Genomic DNA, 17,597 nt, shown 5'->3' with positions numbered 1-17,597 from the left:
CGGCTACCGTGCGCGGCAGACCCCGCCTCTCTGCGAAGGAGACCCATGGACCAGTTCCTCACCGCCCCGCGCGCCATCGTCGGCGACGTGCTCGATGCCGTCGCCGCGTTGCAACCGCTGCTGCGCTCCGATCCGGCCAGCGGCACCCGCATCGTGCTGCAGGCCGAGCGCGATCCCGCGCAGGTCGCGGTGCTGTCCGGCGGCGGCGCCGGCCACGAGCCGGCGCATGCCGGCTTCGTCGGCCCGGCATGCTCAGCGGCGCCATCGCCGGCGACCTGTTCGCCTCGCCGGGGGTGGAAGCGGTGCTGGCCGCGATCCGCGCCTGCGCCGCCGCGCGCGGGGTGCTGCTGGTGATCAAGAACCTCACCGGCGACCGGCTCAATTTCGGCCTGGCCGCCGAGCGCGCCCGCGCCGAAGGCATCGACGTGGCCAGCGTGCTGGTGCACAAGTACGTCGGCCACCTGGCCCGCCGACAATGCGCCCTGCCAGACAGGCGAGTACCTGTAGGCGGTTTCAACCGCGACGAACGGAGCTGGCCAGTTGCCTGACTTCGGGAACAGTCGGGGCTGAAGTCCCGCCCACAGCGCACCCAGCAAGTCGGCCGCGAGCTTCCTGTAGGAGCGGTTTCAACCGCGACGCGCGAAGCGGCGCAGCGGACCACAGATGATCACGGCGCTCCGGCCCGCGTGCCGGCGCCAGTTCGCCGCGTCGGCGTCGCTCGCTCCGCTGCGCGCAGCGCCTGCGCCACCGCCTGCAACGAGCCGTGCACCGAGCCGGGCTGCAGCGCCAGCGGCTGTACCTTGCCGCGCACGACCACCTCCATCCGCTGCGGCACGCCCTGCGCATTGCCGACGATGCGGTAGCTGGTGTCGCCGCGATCGAAGCGCAGCACCTGCCGCGCCGCATCGAAATCCAAGCCCTCCTGCGCATCGTCGGGGTACAGCAGCTCGACCCGCTGCTGCGCACCGATCGCCGCGTAGTACGGCGTACCGGCCGCTCCATCGCCCTGGTTGGCGAACACGACGATGCGCTTGCCGGATGGCGCCAGGCGGAACTCGAGCAGGATCTTGCGCGCGCCCAGCGCGGTGCCGCCGTCCTCATTCCACAGGTAATGCTTCTCCGCCACGCGCTTGCCGCCCTGGTCGCGGTAGCGCGTCTCCTGGGTCAGTCTCGAAGATGCGCCGGTGGCGTCCTCGACCAGTTCGCGCTCCAGCAACGGCGCGCCGTCGCGCACCGTGTACACCGCGGACTGATGCCAGCAGCAGCCGTCCTTGGTCATGGTGTGGAGTTCGCGCGCCTGCGCGTCCACCTCGAACAGGCCGCAGTTGTTCTGCGCCAGCGCGGTGAATCCCCGACTCGGCTCGAAGCCATGCGCGGTACCGACGTACACCTGGTAGGAAGGGCCGTGGTAGCAGCTGTTCTGCCCATCCATCAACGCCAGGTCCTTGATCCCGTCGAAGTTGAAATCGGCGTAGATCAACACGCTCTGCTTGCCATACGGCAGTTCGAGCACGTTGGCCTTGGCCTTGCCGCCCTTGGCATCGATGTCCAGCACCAGCTCGGGCGAGGCCACCTCGATCAGCGGCGTGGCGCTGCCGCGCGCGAACACGCGCACGATGCCGGGGTGGAACGTCTCGCTGTTGTCCTCGATCTCCAACGTCGCCCGGTAGCGTTCGGAAAAATCCTGCACCTCATAGGTGCGGCGCTGGCTGCGGGCGAAAGCCCGCGCATCGAAGCCGTCGCCGGCGACGCGCTGCGGCTCGGCCGCCGCGGTCGCCGTCAGCAACAGCAGCAAGACGACACCGCAGCGCCACGCGGTGCGCACGGAGAGGGGCGCAGAGAACGACCGCATGGCATATCCTGGATATCGGCAACGTGTGCCTAAGCAGCGCATTCTACAACAGCCGGCACGGCAACATGTTCTGGCCCGTGTCCGCCGGCGCGGCGCCACCGCGGCGACAACGACCGCAGGTTCACCGCACGACGCCCCGGCCCCGGCCACACTGGCGTTCGCGATCCCCGCCATTCCCGGAGCCGACCCTTGAGCGCGACGCCCGACGCTGCGGACACTCCGCACGTGGTCGGCGGCCTCAGCCGCCGCACCCAGATCCTGCGCCTGCTGCTGCGCTACCGCAGCTCGGGGGTGTTCTCCGGCATGGACGTGCGGGCCGCCGACGGCGTGCAGGAACTGCCGCCGGAAGGCACGCCCGAGCAGTTCGTCACCGACCTGGAAGCGCTCGGCCCGACCTTCGTCAAGCTCGGACAGATGCTGTCCACGCGTCCGGACGTGGTGCCGCCGGAATTCGCCACCGCGCTGGAACGGATGCAGGAAAACACCGCGCCGATCCCGGTGGAACGCATCCGCGAGATCGTCGAGGCCGAACTCGGGGTGGCGGTGAACAAGGCCTTCTCCGCCTTCGACGACACCCCGCTGGGCAGCGCGTCGCTGGCGCAGGTGCACCGCGCCGCGCTGCGCGACGGCACGCCGGTGGCGATCAAGGTGCAAAAGCCCGAGATGGCCGCGCAGGTGCGCTCGGACCTGGAGGTGCTGAAGAGCTTCGCCAACGCCGCCGACAAGCTGACCGGGCTGGGCCGGCGCATCCGTTTCGCCGACTGGCTGGCCGAGTTCGGCAAGGCGCTGCTGAACCTGGAAGCGGTGTGCCGGGCGCTGTCGCCCAACCTGGACACGCGCAGCGTGGTCGAGGACCAGCTGCAGCACGTGATGCGCGCGCGGCTGAAGAAATCGCTGTCGGCGGCGAACCTGGCGAGCGAGGCGATGGAGCTGCAGGCGCTGCTGCGCGAAGGCCCGCGCAAGCTGTCGGACATCCTGTCGCTGGCCACCGACAACCGCCTGCAGGTGCGCGTGGCCGGGGTGGAGGAGTGCGGCTGATGGAAAGCCTGCAGAAGATCGCCAACCGCGTCGCCGCCGGCATCGTCACCGCCGCGCTGATCCTGGCCTCCACGCAGATGATGCGCATCGACACCGGCGCCAAGCTGTTCGGCTATCCGGCCATCGCGATGGTGCTGTTCCTGCCCGGCGTGGTGCTGGGCCTGGGCATCGTCGCCAGCGCGGTGCTGTTCGCCCGCCGCACGCGGGTGCGCGAGGAACGCGGGCGGCGCTAGGGCGCGTCGTCGATTCCCGGGCAGGTCGCGCTGGGCCTGTCAGGTCGCCGGCCGGTGCTGCGCGGCGCGGCGCCTGACGGGTGGTCAGGTCAAGCCGCGCGGCGCCGGCTGGCGCCTGACAGGCCCCAACCTGCTGGGCCGCTGTCGCGGGTGCACGCTGCCGTATCATGGCGGGTGCGTGGACACGCCGTTCACTTCCTTCCTTCCTTTTGCCGCATGCACGCGCAAGCGTGGCGCGATCCGCTCGGGGATGGATGACACGCTCCAGGGCATGGACCCGGAATGGTGCCATGAAGCCGATGGCGTGTTCCTGCAGGAGCGGTTCAATCGCGACGCTCGCAGCGGCGAGCGTCGCGGTTTCGTGGAAGCGCCAGCAGAACAGCAATGCGCTTGCATCAAAACCTCCAGTGAATATCAGGAACCTCGATGATGTCGCCTTATCCAAAACTCGTTGAACCTGAGCAGATCAAGATACACCGGTTGTTTGCCACGCCCGTCGCCCAGATCACGCACCCGGCAGCCGAACTCCTGAATGAAGTATTGAAAGAAGAAATCGATCGGAACAGGGCCCAGAACCCGACCGGCGTGCGTCACAGCAATTCGGGAGGATGGCAATCCAGTGCGGACTTCAACAACTGGCATGGCGAAGGAGCCATGGCACTGACATCGTTCGCCAAGGATCTGGCCTACGAGTTGACGGCCGTCCACCATCCGCAGCACGGATTGCTCGTGCCCGATTTCGAGTGGAAAATAAACGCATGGGCCAATGTAAACACTGCCGGAGATTCGAACGCCCAGCATGCCCATCCCGGTGCATTCTGGTCCGGCGTCTACTGGGTGGATGATGGTTCTGGCGATGGCCAGGATCCTGGCGGAGAACTCCAGTTTCTCGACCCAAGAGGCGTCATGCCGTCTCTTTACAATCCAGAACTCAAGATCCGAATCGCAGGCTGCCTGAGTGCAGGGTTGACGACGTCCATTGCCCCCGAGAGCGGCGCATTGGTCATGTTCCCTTCCTGGCTCCTGCACTCGGTCAATCTGTTTACCGGTTCGCGGCCCCGTATCTCGGTCGCATTCAACTTCAGCGTATGAGTGGAATCCAGGCTTTCCCGATCGATTAGCGCACCGGGACCGCACACGTCGCAAATGCCGTCCACCGCGCTCACGGCTCCTTGCGCAGCAGCCGCAGTTCCTGCGGCGATTCCAGCGCGATGCCCTCTTCGGCCAGGCGCTGCAGCAGGCTGAAGAACAGATCGCTGCGGATGCCGTAGCTCAGCCGCGGATTGCCGACGTAGGCGAAACTGTTGAGGGTGATGTGGCCGCTGTCGATGGAATCGATGAACACCGACGGCGCCGGATCCTCCAGCACGCCCGGGTGGGCGAGGTAGAGTTCCAGCAGCAGCTCGCGCAGCTTGACCACGTCGGTGCCCAGCGACACCGCGAACTGGATCTGCATCCGCCCCAGCGGCCCGGCCATGGTCATGTTGCGCAGGATCTTGGTGATCAGCTCGGAGTTGGGCACGATCAACGTCGAAAAATCGCCGACCTGGATCTCGGTGGAACGCACGCTGATCCGGCGCACGTCGCCTTCCTGGTCGCCGATCCGGATCCAGTCGCCGATCTTGACCGGGCGCTCGGCCAGCAGAATCAGGCCGGACACGAAGTTCTGGGTGATCGACTGCAGACCGAAGCCGATGCCCACCGACAGCGCGCTGACCACTAGTGCGATCTTCTCCACGCCGATGCCCAGCGCGGCCAGCGCCCATAGCGCGGCCAGCAGGATGCCGACATAGCGGGCCACGGTGCTGATCGAATTGCGCGAACCGTCGTCCAGCTCGGTCTTCGGCAGATAGGTCTTGACCAGCCAGCCATGCAGGGACTGCATCACCACCAAGCCGAGGATCAGCACCAGCACCGCACGCATGATCGCGCCCGGAGACAGCACCGTGTCCTTGCCGAGCCGGATGCCGTCCGACAGCGCCGAGAACCAATCGGTCAGGGTGGTGAAGTTGGTTCCGAACGGCATCAGCAGCGCGCCCAGGCCGATCAGCAGCAGGCCCACGCGCAGCACCGCGGAGGTCAACACCCCCGCCTGCTCCAGCCGGCTGACGCGTACGCCGAACGCGCCGTTGGCGGCGCGGCCGATGCGGCCTTCGAGGGCGAACAGCCACAGCGCGAAATCGTCGGCGAAGTTCATCAGCAGGCGGATCGCGCCGGCGATCATCGTGATCCAGATGATCTGCTGGGTGATGAACAGGCCCAGGTGCAGATAGCCCAGCAGCGCCGCCAGCAGCGCCACCACCACCGCGACCTTGACCAGCAGCTCGACCAGCGCCAGCGCACCGCCGTGCTGTCCCGCCAGCGGTGGCGGGTGCGCGTGCGCATGCGCGTGCGCCTGCGCTGCGGCCGCGGCGTACTGGCGCTGGCGCAGCCGCGACAGGCTGGACAGGATCGCCAGGATCAGCAGCGCATGGGCCAGCGCAACGATGCCGTCGGCGGCGAGGGTGGCCGACTCGCTGGTCCGGCTGGCCTCGTTGATCACCAGCAGCAGGCTACCGACCCAGGCCAGCAGCGCGGTGGCCCAGGTGTACTTGCGCAGCTGCCGCGCGGTGGCGTCGTCGATCGGGAACAGCCGCCACGTCGGCTGGTTCGGCAGCAGCACGCTGGCACCCAGCGACCCCATGAACGCGGCGGCGAAACTGACCACGACGAAGCTGCTGAGCGCGCTGTCCAGCCGCGCCGGCACCGCGCCGATGCTGCGCAGGCTCTCGGCCAGCGCCAGCACGGCCAGGCCGGGCGTCAGCGTGCCCAGCAACAGGAACCACAGCGCCAGCCCGGAGCGGCGCAGGCGGCTGCCCGGCGCGCGCGTCGTGGCGTAGCGCTTGCCCAGCCAGCGCAGCAGGTAGCGCAGCGGAAACAGCAGCAACAGCGCGACCACCGCGCCGAGGCCGAGCGCGCCGACGCCGTGTTCGGCGATGGCGGCATCCAGCGTCTGCGCGCTCAGGCGGTACAGGCCCATCACGCGCTCGCGGTCGGCGGGGAAATCGCTGGCGAACCGCCGCCACAGCGCCGGCGACAGCGGCGACGCCGAGCGCCGCGACAATTCCTGGCTGAAGTGCTCGGCGCGCGCGCGCTCGTTTTCCTCGCCGAGCTGCTCGGCTTCCACCGCCAGCAGCTTGCCGCGCTTGATCGCCGAATCCAGCGGCGCGCGCTGCTTGGCGAGATCCTTGCGCTGTGCGGCGATGTCGTGCGCCTCGCCCTCGCTGACCGGTCCCAGCTGCTGCAGGCGCGCATCGACCTGGGCCAGTTGCGGGACCAGCGCCGCCACTGCCGCTTCCGCATCGCGCTGCGCGTCGGATACCTTCCCGACCAACGCGCGCAGGGTCTGCTGGTCGGCCGCGCTGTCCTGGTCGCGCCGGGCGTCCTGCAACGCCTGCTCGGCGCGGCTCAGCAAGGCCTGCGGGTCGGGGGCCTGGGCCTGCGCCTCGTCCTGCGGCTGCGCGGCCGCGCTCAGGCACAGGCACAGGCACAGCAGCAGCAACGAGCGGCGCAACAACGGCAGCAGCAACACGGAACGGGAAGGCAAGCGCACGCAGGGACCGGCGGTCGGGCGCGGACCACCGCGCGTGTCGGGCAATATACGGCGTGGCGCTTGAACAGGGCCAGTGGCTGAACAGGGCCAGTGGCGCGCGGCCGCCGGACGCGGCACGATGGCGCGGCGCGCAGCAGCGGGCCGCGCTCGACAGCGGCCGCCAACGCGGTCCACCTGGACTGGAGTTCCCTGCGCCGTTTCGCCTGCGCGGCGATCGGACCTTCCAACCGCTCCAGCGCATCGCGCAGCGAATCGGCCAGCCCGGCCGCGCGCAGGCGGGCATCGAGGTCGGCGATGTCCAGGCGCATCGACCGTGCCAGCCGCGACGGCTTTCCGCTCAACGGGCACGGCACGCGATGCGCGTCCGGATCGCGCTTGTCCAGGCCCACCGACACCAGCGGATCGTCCGCCCCGGCGTTGGCGAAGCGAAGCCGCAACAGCCGGCACACGCGGCCCAGTTCAGGACCGCCGAGCAGGCGTTACAGGCGCTCATCGGCGGCGGCGTTCATTCCGCGGGAACCTGCGGCCGGGGTCGTCCTGCACGCGCGGCACGCTGCCGTCCCACAGCCAGCGCGAGACGCATACCGCGTCGATGCCCTCGCGGCGCTGCAGCTGGCAGATCGCCACGCCGGGCAGCTTGCGCCACTGCCCGTCCCGCAGGCGCTGGATGCGGAATCGGTGCCAGTGCCGGTAGTCGAGGGCGCGCGCGCTGGTCGATCAGGCTGCCGCCGACAGCCTCGGCATCGGCGCGGGCGCGTTCGGCATCGCTCCGCCGCTGCAGCATGTCGCCGACCGTGCGCCGGTCCTCGGGCGACCACTATCAGCCGGCCGCGCCACGAACAGCTGGTTGGTCGGCGAGTCCGACGCGAACTGCGCGCCGGCCGCGGCCAGGCCCTCGCGCAGGCGCGCGGCCATGCGGCGGAAGCCGATCCGCGCGGTCGGCGCGGACACGCTCACAGCCCCTTCGCCGCCTCGGCCACCGCGCGGAACAGCGCGCGGCCCTTGTTCATGGTCTCGTCCCATTCCTTCTGCGGATCGGAGTCGTAGACGATGCCGGCGCCGGCCTGCACGTGCAGGCGGCCGTGCTTGATCACCGCGGTGCGGATCGCAATCGCGGTGTCGGCATCGCCGTGCCAGCCCAGGTAGCCGATGCTGCCGGCATAGACGTTGCGCTTGATCGGCTCCAGCTCGCGGATCACTTCCAGCGCGCGGATCTTCGGCGCGCCGCTGACGGTGCCGGCCGGGAACGTGGCGCGCAGCACGTCGGCGTAGCTCAACCCGGGCAGCAGGGTGCCAGTGACTTCGCTGACGATGTGCATGACGTGGCTGTAGCGCTCGATCACGAAGCGCTCGCCGACCGCGACGGTGCCGGCCTGCGACACCCGTCCGGCGTCGTTGCGGCCGAGGTCGATCAGCATCAGGTGCTCGGCGCGCTCCTTCGGATCGGCCAGCAGTTCCGCTTCCAGCGCCAGGTCCTCTTCCACGGTCCTGCCGCGCGGGCGGGTGCCGGCGATCGGGCGCACGGTGACCTGGCCGGCTTCCAGCCGCACCAGGATCTCCGGCGAGGAGCCGACCACCTGGGTGTCGCCGACATCGAGGAAATACATGTACGGCGACGGATTCAGCGCGCGCAGCGCGCGGTACACGTCCACCGGGCGCGCGCTGAATGGCACGCTCAGGCGCTGGCTCAGCACCACCTGGAAGATGTCGCCGGCGCGGATGTATTCCTTGGATTTCTCCACCGCGGCGATGAAGCCTTCGCGGGTGAAGCCGGACACGAAGTCGCTTTCGTCGAGCACGTCGCGCGCCAGCGGCACCGGATAGCCGGCGCCGGGCTGGCGCAGCGTGGCGGTCAGCGCGTCCAGCCGCGCCTGCGCCCGTTCCCAGGCGTCGGCCTCGCGCGGATCGGCGTGCACGATCAGGTACAGGCGGCCCTTGAGGTTGTCGAACACGGCGACCTCTTCGGACAGCATCAGCAGGATGTCGGGGGTGTCGAGCTCATTGCGCTTGTCGCCGCTGGCCAGGCGCGGCTCGATGTAGCCGATGCATTCGAAGCCGAACCAGCCGACCAGGCCGCCGGTGAAGCCGGGCACGCCGTCGAGCTTGGGCACCGAATGCGCCGAGCGCAGCGCCTCGACCTCGGCGAACGGATCGGCGACCTCGCGGCGCTCGATCAGCTCGCCGTGATCGCGTACTTCCAGCGTATGCCCGCTGAACGTGTACACGCGGCGCACCGGCAGGCCGATGATCGAATAGCGGCCGAAGCGTTCGCCGCCTTCGACCGATTCGAACAGGTAGGTATGCGGTGCGTCGGCGAGCTTGAGATAGACCGACAGCGGCGTGTCCAGGTCGGACAGCACTTCGCGGACGACGGGGATGCGGGTGTGACCTTCAGCGGCGTAGCGCTGGAACAACTCGCGGGTGATCAAGACGACTTTCCTTGCGGGACTCGGTGGCGGGGCGGACGACGGCTGCAGGCCACCATCGCCACGCACGGCGAGCGGAAATGAAGGAACGCGGGGTCGTCAGGCTGGACACGGCGGCTACTTTACCGCAACTGCGGCGACTGGCAACGGTTGCAGAAGGGACGACCCTCCGCGCTGCACTGCATAGGCTGTTGCACAGCCTGGAAAGCGACAGGACTGCCTGGGCTGGATGCAGTCGGGACTGAAGTCCCTCCCACAGCGCACCCAGAAGACGGCGCGGCGCAAGTCGCATTGTGGGAGCGACTTCCGTCGCGACGCGGCGTGCTCTCCGGGCCAGCGACCGGCGCGCCACTACCCCGCCCGGCCGCGCAGCAAGGCCGAATCGGCCGGCAGGTGCATGCGCAGGCGGCCGGCGATGCAATCGATGCGGAAGTGCCGCGAGGTCTCCGGTTCGCCATCCAGGTTCAAGGTCAGCGGCATGGCCGCGTCGATGCGCAGCCACGGCAGCTGCGCGCGCACCGCGACCCGCTCCAGCGCGGCCTGCTTGCCCGAGGTGACCAGCGTGCCCAGGGTCGCGGCGACCTCGCCGCTCATCTCCGGGACGATGGTCAGGTCGAGCAGGCCGTCGTCGAGCACCGCGTCCGGGCACAGCGCCTGGCCGCCGCCGGCCTGGCGTCCGTTGCCCAGGCCCAGCGCGATGAATTCGCCTTCCCAGGCGAACTCCGGCCCCTCGAACCGCGCCTGGATCGGATCGATCCGGCCCAGCTTGCCCATCCCGGTGATCAGGTAGGCCAGGCCGCCCAGCATCTTCTTCAGGCCCTCGTCGGTTTCCACCGTGACCTGGGTGCCGAAGCCGCCGCTGGCGACATTGGCGCACCAGTGCGGCCCGTGCTCGGCCTCGATGCGCAGCAGGTCGATGGCCACGGCCGGCGCCTGCGCGACCAGCTCCAGCGCCGCCAGCGGGGTGTCGGGAATGCCGGCGGCGGTGGCGAAATCGTTGGCGGTGCCCAACGGCACCAGGCCCAGCGCCGGCAGCGCCGCGGCGTCGGCGTCGTGGTGGGCCAGCGCGCTGGCCACCTCGCTCAAGGTGCCGTCGCCGCCGGCGGCGACGATGCAGTCGGCGCCGTCGGCCACCGCTTCGGCCACGTAGCGCTCGGCATCGCCCTCCTCCCAGGTCACCCGCACCTGCAACTGGATGCCGCGTGCGCGCAGCGCGGACACGGCCTCGCGCAGCGGCGCGTCGCCCGCCGACTTGCCATTGAGGATCAGACGCCAGTGCGGTGCTGCCATGCGGACCTCCCCGCGATCAGGCCGGCAGCCTAGCCGGCGGCGGATGCGGACATCGTGAATGCGCAGGGGGCCGGCGCGCGGCCATTGGGCACTGCGCCCGGCACGCGCTACGCCGCGCCCTCGGCACCGGCCGGCCTGCCGTGGTCGGTTGCTGGCGCAGCGCCCGGCCAGCGCACCGCGCTGTCCGCCGCAATGTCATCCCTGCGTCACCGATCGCCCGGAACATGGAAGGCCATAGCAAGGACGACGGATGGAGGCAGGATCAGCCTCCGATTTCTCCCAGGGGCCGCATTGGCGACGGTGCGGTTCTTTTTTTTGTGCCGCCGCTCAGCCGGCCGCGAACCTGGCCAGCGCCTCGCCCTGCAGGCGGTACACGGTCCATTCGTCCTGCGCCTGCGCGCCGGCGGCCTGGTAGAAGTCGATCGCCGGCTGGTTCCAGTCCAGCACCGACCATTCGAAGCGGCCGCAGCCCTCGGCCAGCGCCTGCCGGGCCAGATGCCGCAGCAAGGCCTTGCCGGCGCCGCTGCCACGGTGTTCCGGGTCCACGTACAGGTCTTCCAGGTACAGGCCGTTGCGGCCGAGCCAGGTCGAGTAGTTGTAGAAGTACACCGCGTAGCCGATCGGCTGCGCGTCGGCCTCGCAGATCAGCGCGTGCGCGGTGGCGCCGGGGCCGAACAGGCTGGCGCGCAGGCCGTCCTCGTCGGTCTGCACCGCGTCCTCGGCGCGCTCGTAGCGGGCCAGCTCGCGGATCAGGCGCAGGATCAACGCCGCGTCGTCGGCGGTGGCCGGGCGGATGTGCAGTGCGGCCATGTCAGCGCGCCGCCACCGCCGCCCGCATCTGCGCGATCACCGCGGCATAGTCGGGGGCGTTGAAGATGGCCGAGCCGGCGACGAAGGTGTCGGCGCCGGCGGCGGCGATCGCGGCGATGTTGTCCGGCTTGACCCCGCCGTCGATCTCCAGCCGGATCGGCTTGCCGCGGGCGTCGATCCTGGCGCGGATCGCGCGCAGCTTGTCCAGCGCCGAGGGGATGAAGGCCTGGCCGCCGAAGCCCGGGTTGACCGACATCACCAGCACCAGATCCAGGTCGTCGAGCACCCAGTCGAGGATGTCCACCGGTGTGGCCGGGTTGAGCACCAGCCCGGCCTTGCAGCCGTGCGACTTGATCAGCTGGATGCTGCGGTGCACGTGGCGGCTGGCCTCGGGATGGAAGCTGATCAGGCTGGCACCGGCCTCGGCAAAGTCTGGGATCAGCCGGTCCACCGGCTCGACCATCAGGTGCACGTCGATCGGCGCGGTGACGCCGTGCTTGCGCAGCGCCTGGCACACCATCGGGCCGATGGTCAGATTCGGTACGTAGTGGTTGTCCATCACGTCGAAATGGATCCAGTCGGCGCCGGCCTTGAGCACGTTGTCCACTTCCTCGCCGAGGCGGGCGAAGTCGGCGGACAGGATGGACGGGGAAATGATGCAGTCGGACATGGCGAAGGTCTCAGCGCTTGCGCAGGGTGCGGATACGGTCGTAGGCGGTGTTGAGCCGGCTGGCCTTCTGCTCGGCCCGCGCGCGCAGCTCCGGGCTGGCGCCGGCGACCTTGTCGGGGTGGTACTGGGAGATCAGCCGGCGGTAGGCCAGCTCGATCTCGGCATCGGTGGCGTCGCGGCGCACGCCCAGCTCGCGGTAGGGGTCGTCGCGCTGGCCGAGCTTGAACCAGTCGGCATCGAAGGCATGCCCGACCAGCAGCCCGAGCACCGCGCCGAACACCGGATTGGGCCGGAACAGCAGCGCCCCGGCGATGGCGCCGAGCAGTTTTCCGTACCAGTGCATGGGCGAGGGCGGGCTCGGCGGACAAGGCCTCGCATTTTACGGCACAGCGGGGCTTTCCGGCCGTACACTACGCGGCCCGCTGTCGAGCCGCGGGCCCGCCGGGTCCCGGGACAGCCGCCATTGCGAAGTCCGTAGGAGTGCCTGTGTCCACCACGCTGTTGCAATCCGATCTGCCCGGCCTGCCGTTGCGTCACCGGGGCAAGGTCCGCGACGTATTCGATCTTCCGCGCGAGCGCCTGCCCGCCGACGCCCCGCCCGGCGACTACCTGCTGATGGTCGCCAGCGACCGCCTGTCCGCCTTCGACGTGGTGCTGCCCGACCCGATCCCGGGCAAGGGCGAGATGCTGTGCCAGGTCTCCAACTTCTGGTTCAAGAAGACCGAACACCTGATGCCCAACCACCTCACCGGCATCGACATGGCCGCGGTGCTGCCCGCTGGCGTGGACGCGGCGCTGTACGCCCGGCGCGCGGTGGTGACCAGGAAGCTCAAGCCGGTGCCGGTGGAGGCGATCGCCCGCGGCTACCTGATCGGCAGCGGCTGGCAGGACTACCAGCGCACCGGCAAGATCAGCGGCATCGAACTGCCCGACGGCCTGCGCCAGGCCGAGAAACTGGCCGAACCGATCTTCACCCCCTCGACCAAGGCCGCGCTTGGCGACCACGACGAGAACATCGACTTCGACGCGATGGTCAAGGCCGTCGGCGCCGAGCTGGCCGAGCGCGTGCGCGACGCCACCCTGCGCATCTACCGCTTCGCCGCCGACTTCGCCGCCGAGCGCGGCATCCTGCTGGCCGACACCAAGTTCGAGTTCGGCACCGATGCCGACGGCCGCCTGTACATCATGGACGAGATGCTGACCCCGGATTCCTCGCGCTACTGGCCGGCCGACGAATACCAGGTGGGCACCAGCCCGCCCAGCTACGACAAGCAGTTCGTGCGCGACTACCTGGAGACGCTGGACTGGGGCAAGACCGCGCCCGGCCCGCGCCTGCCGCAGGACGTGATCGAGCGCACCCGCGCCAAGTACGCCGAAGCGCTGCAGCGGCTGGCGGGGATTTCGATCGACTGACGTGCAGGTAACCTGATCGCGAATCGCAACGGGCTTGGCTTCTCCGGGCAGGCCCTTCGGCGCATCGCAGACGTATTTTTTTAGCGCAGGCTGCTGCCAGTTCTTTCGTGGCCGCCGCGCGCAATGCATGTTCCCTATCGGTGCAGAGGCCGCAATGACGCAGTCCGCTCGCGCTCGTTTTTCTTTTCTCCGCAGCCTGTGCAGGACGGGTTTGCTGCTGGCGCTTGGCGCCTGCACTGCAGGCGAACACGCCGTCACTGCCGCATCGGCTCGGACATCAGCTCCGGCATCTGCGGCAACGCCTGCGCCTGCTGCATCGCCGGGCGACGCATTGCAGGCGCTGATCGAGGCGAGCGGCGTCCGTTGCGCCGATGCCCAGACCGCGCATGGTTGCACCGCAGGCAATCTCGACGCGGGCGACTTCTATGACGTCGACCTGTCTCCCGATTGCGGCGACGACGGCTTCTTCGCCAGCGTGGCGCAGGCCAAAGGCGCGGATGCGCTCGACCGGGTTCCTACCACCGGCAGCAATGCGCGCCCCCGCGCCAGGTTCGCGCAGGGGCAGTTCGTCTGCATCCAGGGCATCGGCCGGGCCGGACAGCAACCGCTCTACTATTACGTCATGGCGGTACCGACCGGCAGCGTCGCCAAGTGCAATGACAACGCCCTGTGCAGCAATGGCGATCGCCCTATCCAGCGCACCGTGCAAGGCAGCGGCGGCGCCTGCCGCGTCACCGCACCCGGCATCTATGCGGGCGACTGCGCCCAGGGCTGGGTAAGCGCCGACACGCTGGATGTGTTTTCCAACGGCATGTAGCCGCGGCCGACGGCGGTCCGATCACAGGCGGATCGATTTTGGGGCCGGCAAAGAGACCCCGATGCCGCACGTCGGTCGCAGCTGCGGCATTCGCACATGCCGGGAATCCGTCGGCGATTCGAGCCGGACGACGCTCCAACGGATTTCACCGCTTTTTTACCCACCGCCAATAAAACTGACGCTCCGAACGTAGTCATGCCACCCAACCAGATCAGGAGGATCCGTTGGTCTACGCACGCACCTTTTTGACCGCTCTTGCGCTTGGCCTGACGCTTGCCGCCTGCAAGGCGCAACAGGCCGAGTCCACCGCCGTCGCATCGCCCCCGTCCACGCCGGCCGCGGCCCCCGCTCAGGCCGCGCCGGGTTGCCCCGATGCCGATTTCAACAGCTTCCTCAAGCGCTTCAGCGCCGACATCGCAGTGCAGCAAAAGGCCACGGCCAATCCGCTGACGATGATCCAGCGCGACCCGGACGCACAGCCCGAGCCGACGCCGGTGACCCGCGAAGTCCCGCTGCCCGAGGTCGAGTGGCCGGTGATCCCGAACCTGGACGCGGCACGCAACAGCCGCCGCGAAGTCGCGGTTTCCGAAGATGCCGGCGGCCGCAAGGTATTGGTCCGCACAGCGGACACCGGCGACCAACAGGTCTACCACTTCGCCCAGCGCCCGTGCTGGACGCTGGTAAAGGTGGACGACCAGTCTCTGTGATTGGGCGCCCGGCCACGCAAGCCATGGAGATGTTCGCGATGCTCCAAGCCGCACTCAAGATGCCCCGACCGCTTTTCCTGTCGATTTTTTCGACCGCACATGGATCGCCGGATCGCTGGACAATGACGGACTCCATCGCTTCTTGCCGAGGAAACAACATTGCAGCCCCTGAAAATGATCGCACCTGCCCTGGCTATCGTCCTTGCCGCCTGTGGAGGTCCGCAACCTGGCGAAAACACCTCGGCCATGGGCACCGGGCCGGGAAAGCAGACACCCGCCGCCGATCAAGGCCAGAGCGCCCCCCCGCCTACTACGCAGCAAGGGAATGCACCAATGCATGACGTCGATTCCTTTGTGCCGGCCGGAATGAAAGTCGTGGAAACCATCCGCGGCGACCTGACCGGTGCCGGTCACTCGGACGCATTGATCGTGATGTCGCCGCCGCCAGCCGGCAACGAGAAGCTCGGCGAAGGCGCGCCTCGCACCGTCATTCTGCTGACTCAGGACGCTGCCGGATCGCTGCACAAATCCGCGGAGAACTCGCGCATCGTGCCCTGCGCACGCTGCGGCGGTTTGGCTGGCGATCCGTATGCCTATTCGCGCATCGAAAAAGGCCAGTTCACGATCTCGATTTCGGGCGGCTCGCGCGAACGCTGGGGCGATGACTACATCTTCCGCTACGCCGCCGACCGCAAGACCTGGCTCCTGGACAAGGTGGTGCGCGAACTTACGGATACGGCGACCGAGCAGCACAAGACACTGGAATTGGCGCCCAAGGATTTCGGACAGGTGACATTCGCAGATTTCGATCCGGCCAACCTACCCAAGGTTGGGCCTCTGGAGGAAAAAGCGGAGGCGGGTACGAATTAAAAGGAGGGAATGGCTGGTACGGACAGGGATGCAGTCCGTCACTTCAACGTTGCTGAGAAATGAGGAGCTACACCATGGCAACAACAGACAGAGAAAACCAGCTGCTTGGCGACGCCTACGCGGCAGGCATCTCCAATCCTGGAGAATTGGCCAACTTCATGGCCCAGGTAGGCCATGAATCAGGGGGACTCAATCGGCTCGAGGAGAGCTTTCGCTACACCAAGGGGAGTTGGCAAATCACGGCCAACGTCCGTTCCGCATTGCGCGAAGGACCTGAAGCCCTGGAAAGCGCTCGTCTCGAAGCATTGAATGGTCGCCCGGAGCGTCTGGCCGAACTGATGTACGGCGGGCGCATGGGCAATGATGAGCCCGGCGATGGCCTTCGCTATCATGGACGCGGTTATATTCAGCTCACTGGCAAGGACCAGTACAGGGCCGCCGGAGAGGCCTTGGAGCTGGACTTGGTGAATCATCCCGAGTTGGCCGCGCAACCCGAGAACGCCTCACGCATCGCGACGTGGTACTGGCAGCAAAACGTTCCGACCGCGGCACGCGATAGTGCCCGCGAAGCGGGAGCCGCGATCAACGGCAGCGATCCTCCAAACGGTCTACAGGATCGGGAAAACCGATTCGATCGTTGGGAACGCGACCTTACCCCCGAGTTGATGCAGAACCTGGCGCACGGAAGGCTGGGCCAGACCGTTCCCCCACCCGCGCGCGCCGACCACCAGCCAGCAGCCGCTGCCCATACCACCCGCAGCGACTTCCAGCAGACCATGGAGCGCATGCTGCCCGGCCAAGGCGGCACCGATCCGCACATTACCGGCCACTACGGCGAGCACCGCGGCAACCGCGGCGAGCATGGCAGCACCGACTTCAACTATGAAGGCGGACAAGCCGGGCGCAACTTGCAACACCCAACCGTGCATGCCCCGATCGCCGGTACGGTGACCTTTTCCGGAGGCCAGTACGGCACGGTGAAGATCCGCGACGCGCAGGGAAATTCGCACGAAATCCTGCATCTGGATTCGCGCTCGGTGCAAGAAGGCCAGACCGTGCGCGCCGGCGATCCGATCGGCACGATGGGCGGGCGCGATCCCGACGGACGCGCTCAGTACGCCCAGCACGTGCACTACCAGATGCGCGACCCAAGCGGGCGCAACATCAGCCCTGAAACCTGGTGGAACCAAGGCCGCCAGGTCGAGGCCGGTGAGCGTGGGCAGCACCAGGGCACAAGCGAGACGCTGCGCCACGGCGACCGCAGCGAGGACGTGCGCAAACTGCAGCAGCAGCTCAACCAACTCGGCGTGCACGATGCGCATGGCCGGCCGTTGACCGAGGACGGCCGCTTCGGCGACAACACCCGCGATGCGGTGCGCACCTACCAGCAGGCGCATGGGCTGCAGGTCGACGGCAAGGCCGGGGCGCAGACGCTGGGCAGCCTGCGCGAACAACTGCGCGCGCCGCAGGAGCAGGCGCATGCGGCGCAGAACCGGGGGCCCGCCGCTGCGCCCGAGAATGCGCTGGTCAAGACCGTGCGCGAGCGCATGCCCGAAGGCACCACGCCGGAGGTCGCAGCCAACGTCGCGCTGCAGGCCAAGCAGAATGGGATCGACAGCGCCGACAAGCTGCGCAGCATCACCGTGCAGGACGACAAGGCCTACGTGCTCGGCACCACGCCCGGCTTCCGCGCGGTGGTGGACCTGCAACAACCTGCGCCGCCACTGGAACAGACCAATGCGCAGCTGCTGGCCAGCCAGGCGGCGCAACAGCAAAACGTGCAGGAAGCGCAGCAACGCATCGTGCAAGGCGGGCGCTGACGCCCGCCGCTGCCGCGCTGCCGGCGCCGGCGCCGGCGTGAACGGCACGCACGCCGGCA

Annotated in this window: 18 protein-coding genes and 2 pseudogenes; 9 read left to right on the top strand and 11 right to left on the bottom strand. The window is 68.6% G+C overall.

Annotated features, from left to right (window positions below; translation table 11 throughout):
• Window positions 1-3: 3 nt before the first annotated feature.
• Window positions 4-228, bottom strand: coding sequence for a hypothetical protein (locus FZ025_RS22395; protein WP_053057139.1), 225 nt, complete (start codon window positions 226-228; stop codon window positions 4-6).
• On the opposite strand from FZ025_RS22395, the pseudogene FZ025_RS22020 reads away from it, so the two are divergent.
• Window positions 154-548 (top strand): annotated as a pseudogene (locus FZ025_RS22020) (dihydroxyacetone kinase subunit DhaK). The gene FZ025_RS22395 and the pseudogene FZ025_RS22020 sit on opposite strands and share 75 nt — an antisense overlap.
• Before the next feature lie 119 nt (window positions 549-667).
• On the opposite strand, the gene FZ025_RS11525 reads toward FZ025_RS22020, so the two are convergent.
• Complete coding sequence (locus FZ025_RS11525) at window positions 668-1,852, bottom strand: XAC2610-related protein (RefSeq protein WP_046977826.1); 1,185 nt, start codon at window positions 1,850-1,852, stop codon at window positions 668-670.
• 225 nt (window positions 1,853-2,077) lie between these two features.
• Between FZ025_RS11525 and FZ025_RS11520 the strand changes: the two are divergent.
• The 3 genes and pseudogenes from FZ025_RS11520 (at window position 2,078) to FZ025_RS11510 (ending at window position 4,215) form a co-directional block, all read left to right on the top strand.
• A pseudogene (locus FZ025_RS11520) lies at window positions 2,078-3,123 on the top strand (AarF/UbiB family protein).
• A gap of 178 nt (window positions 3,124-3,301) precedes the next feature.
• Entirely contained in the window at window positions 3,302-3,553 is a 252-nt protein-coding gene (locus tag FZ025_RS11515) for a hypothetical protein (RefSeq protein ID WP_046977827.1), read from the top strand.
• Entirely contained in the window at window positions 3,550-4,215 is a 666-nt protein-coding gene (locus tag FZ025_RS11510; RefSeq protein WP_208803622.1) for a TIGR02466 family protein, read from the top strand. Before FZ025_RS11515 ends, FZ025_RS11510 begins: the two co-directional genes overlap by 4 nt.
• Before the next feature lie 70 nt (window positions 4,216-4,285).
• Here FZ025_RS11510 and FZ025_RS11505 read toward each other — a convergent pair whose 3' ends face one another.
• From FZ025_RS11505 to FZ025_RS11470, 9 genes are all read right to left on the bottom strand, one after another.
• Window positions 4,286-6,676 (bottom strand): DUF3772 domain-containing protein, encoded by a 2,391-nt coding sequence (locus tag FZ025_RS11505; RefSeq protein ID WP_046977854.1) that lies wholly within the window; start codon window positions 6,674-6,676, stop codon window positions 4,286-4,288.
• The gene (locus FZ025_RS11500; RefSeq protein ID WP_158185556.1) at window positions 6,634-7,164 is read right to left on the bottom strand and encodes a TIGR02679 domain-containing protein; all 531 of its coding nucleotides are present in this window, start codon (window positions 7,162-7,164) and stop codon (window positions 6,634-6,636) included. The genes FZ025_RS11505 and FZ025_RS11500 overlap by 43 nt, the downstream gene beginning before the upstream one ends.
• Window positions 7,165-7,204: 40 nt before the next feature.
• Window positions 7,205-7,342 carry a hypothetical protein gene (locus FZ025_RS22015; RefSeq protein WP_208803620.1) on the bottom strand — a complete coding sequence of 46 codons (138 nt, stop codon included), beginning with the start codon at window positions 7,340-7,342 and terminating at the stop codon, window positions 7,205-7,207.
• Window positions 7,343-7,432: 90 nt separating this feature from the next.
• Window positions 7,433-7,666, bottom strand: a complete 234-nt coding sequence (locus FZ025_RS11495) for a hypothetical protein (RefSeq protein ID WP_146093542.1) — start codon at window positions 7,664-7,666, stop codon at window positions 7,433-7,435.
• A gap of 2 nt (window positions 7,667-7,668) precedes the next feature.
• Window positions 7,669-9,144 carry an anthranilate synthase component I gene (trpE, locus tag FZ025_RS11490; protein ID WP_046977829.1) on the bottom strand — a complete coding sequence of 492 codons (1,476 nt, stop codon included), beginning with the start codon at window positions 9,142-9,144 and terminating at the stop codon, window positions 7,669-7,671.
• Window positions 9,145-9,492: 348 nt separating this feature from the next.
• The gene (gene yegS, locus FZ025_RS11485) at window positions 9,493-10,431 is read right to left on the bottom strand and encodes a lipid kinase YegS (RefSeq protein WP_046977830.1); all 939 of its coding nucleotides are present in this window, start codon (window positions 10,429-10,431) and stop codon (window positions 9,493-9,495) included.
• Between the two features lie 327 nt (window positions 10,432-10,758).
• The gene (locus tag FZ025_RS11480; RefSeq protein WP_046977831.1) at window positions 10,759-11,241 is read right to left on the bottom strand and encodes a GNAT family N-acetyltransferase; all 483 of its coding nucleotides are present in this window, start codon (window positions 11,239-11,241) and stop codon (window positions 10,759-10,761) included.
• A gap of 1 nt (window position 11,242) precedes the next feature.
• On the bottom strand, window positions 11,243-11,911 hold the full coding sequence (rpe, locus tag FZ025_RS11475; RefSeq protein ID WP_046977832.1) for a ribulose-phosphate 3-epimerase: 669 nt from the start codon (window positions 11,909-11,911) through the stop codon (window positions 11,243-11,245).
• 10 nt (window positions 11,912-11,921) lie between these two features.
• Window positions 11,922-12,254: a J domain-containing protein gene (locus tag FZ025_RS11470; protein ID WP_046977833.1), complete on the bottom strand. Its 333-nt coding sequence runs from the start codon at window positions 12,252-12,254 to the stop codon at window positions 11,922-11,924.
• A gap of 143 nt (window positions 12,255-12,397) precedes the next feature.
• Between FZ025_RS11470 and FZ025_RS11465 the strand changes: the two genes are divergently transcribed.
• From FZ025_RS11465 to FZ025_RS11445, 5 genes are all read left to right on the top strand, one after another.
• Window positions 12,398-13,324 carry a phosphoribosylaminoimidazolesuccinocarboxamide synthase gene (locus FZ025_RS11465; protein WP_046977834.1) on the top strand — a complete coding sequence of 309 codons (927 nt, stop codon included), beginning with the start codon at window positions 12,398-12,400 and terminating at the stop codon, window positions 13,322-13,324.
• A gap of 154 nt (window positions 13,325-13,478) precedes the next feature.
• Window positions 13,479-14,141, top strand: coding sequence for a hypothetical protein (locus FZ025_RS11460; RefSeq protein ID WP_104558495.1), 663 nt, complete (start codon window positions 13,479-13,481; stop codon window positions 14,139-14,141).
• A gap of 224 nt (window positions 14,142-14,365) precedes the next feature.
• Complete coding sequence (locus FZ025_RS11455; protein ID WP_104558494.1) at window positions 14,366-14,848, top strand: hypothetical protein; 483 nt, start codon at window positions 14,366-14,368, stop codon at window positions 14,846-14,848.
• Between the two features lie 333 nt (window positions 14,849-15,181).
• A complete protein-coding gene (locus tag FZ025_RS11450; RefSeq protein WP_046977835.1) occupies window positions 15,182-15,718 on the top strand; it encodes a hypothetical protein in 537 nt (178 codons plus the stop codon).
• A gap of 74 nt (window positions 15,719-15,792) precedes the next feature.
• The gene (locus FZ025_RS11445) at window positions 15,793-17,538 is read left to right on the top strand and encodes a peptidoglycan-binding protein (protein WP_046977836.1); all 1,746 of its coding nucleotides are present in this window, start codon (window positions 15,793-15,795) and stop codon (window positions 17,536-17,538) included.
• Window positions 17,539-17,597: the final 59 nt, after the last annotated feature.

It is taken from the genome of Xanthomonas hyacinthi, assembly GCF_009769165.1.
GTDB lineage: Bacteria > Pseudomonadota > Gammaproteobacteria > Xanthomonadales > Xanthomonadaceae > Xanthomonas_A > Xanthomonas_A hyacinthi.
This window is presented reverse-complemented; position numbering and strand designations above follow the sequence as displayed.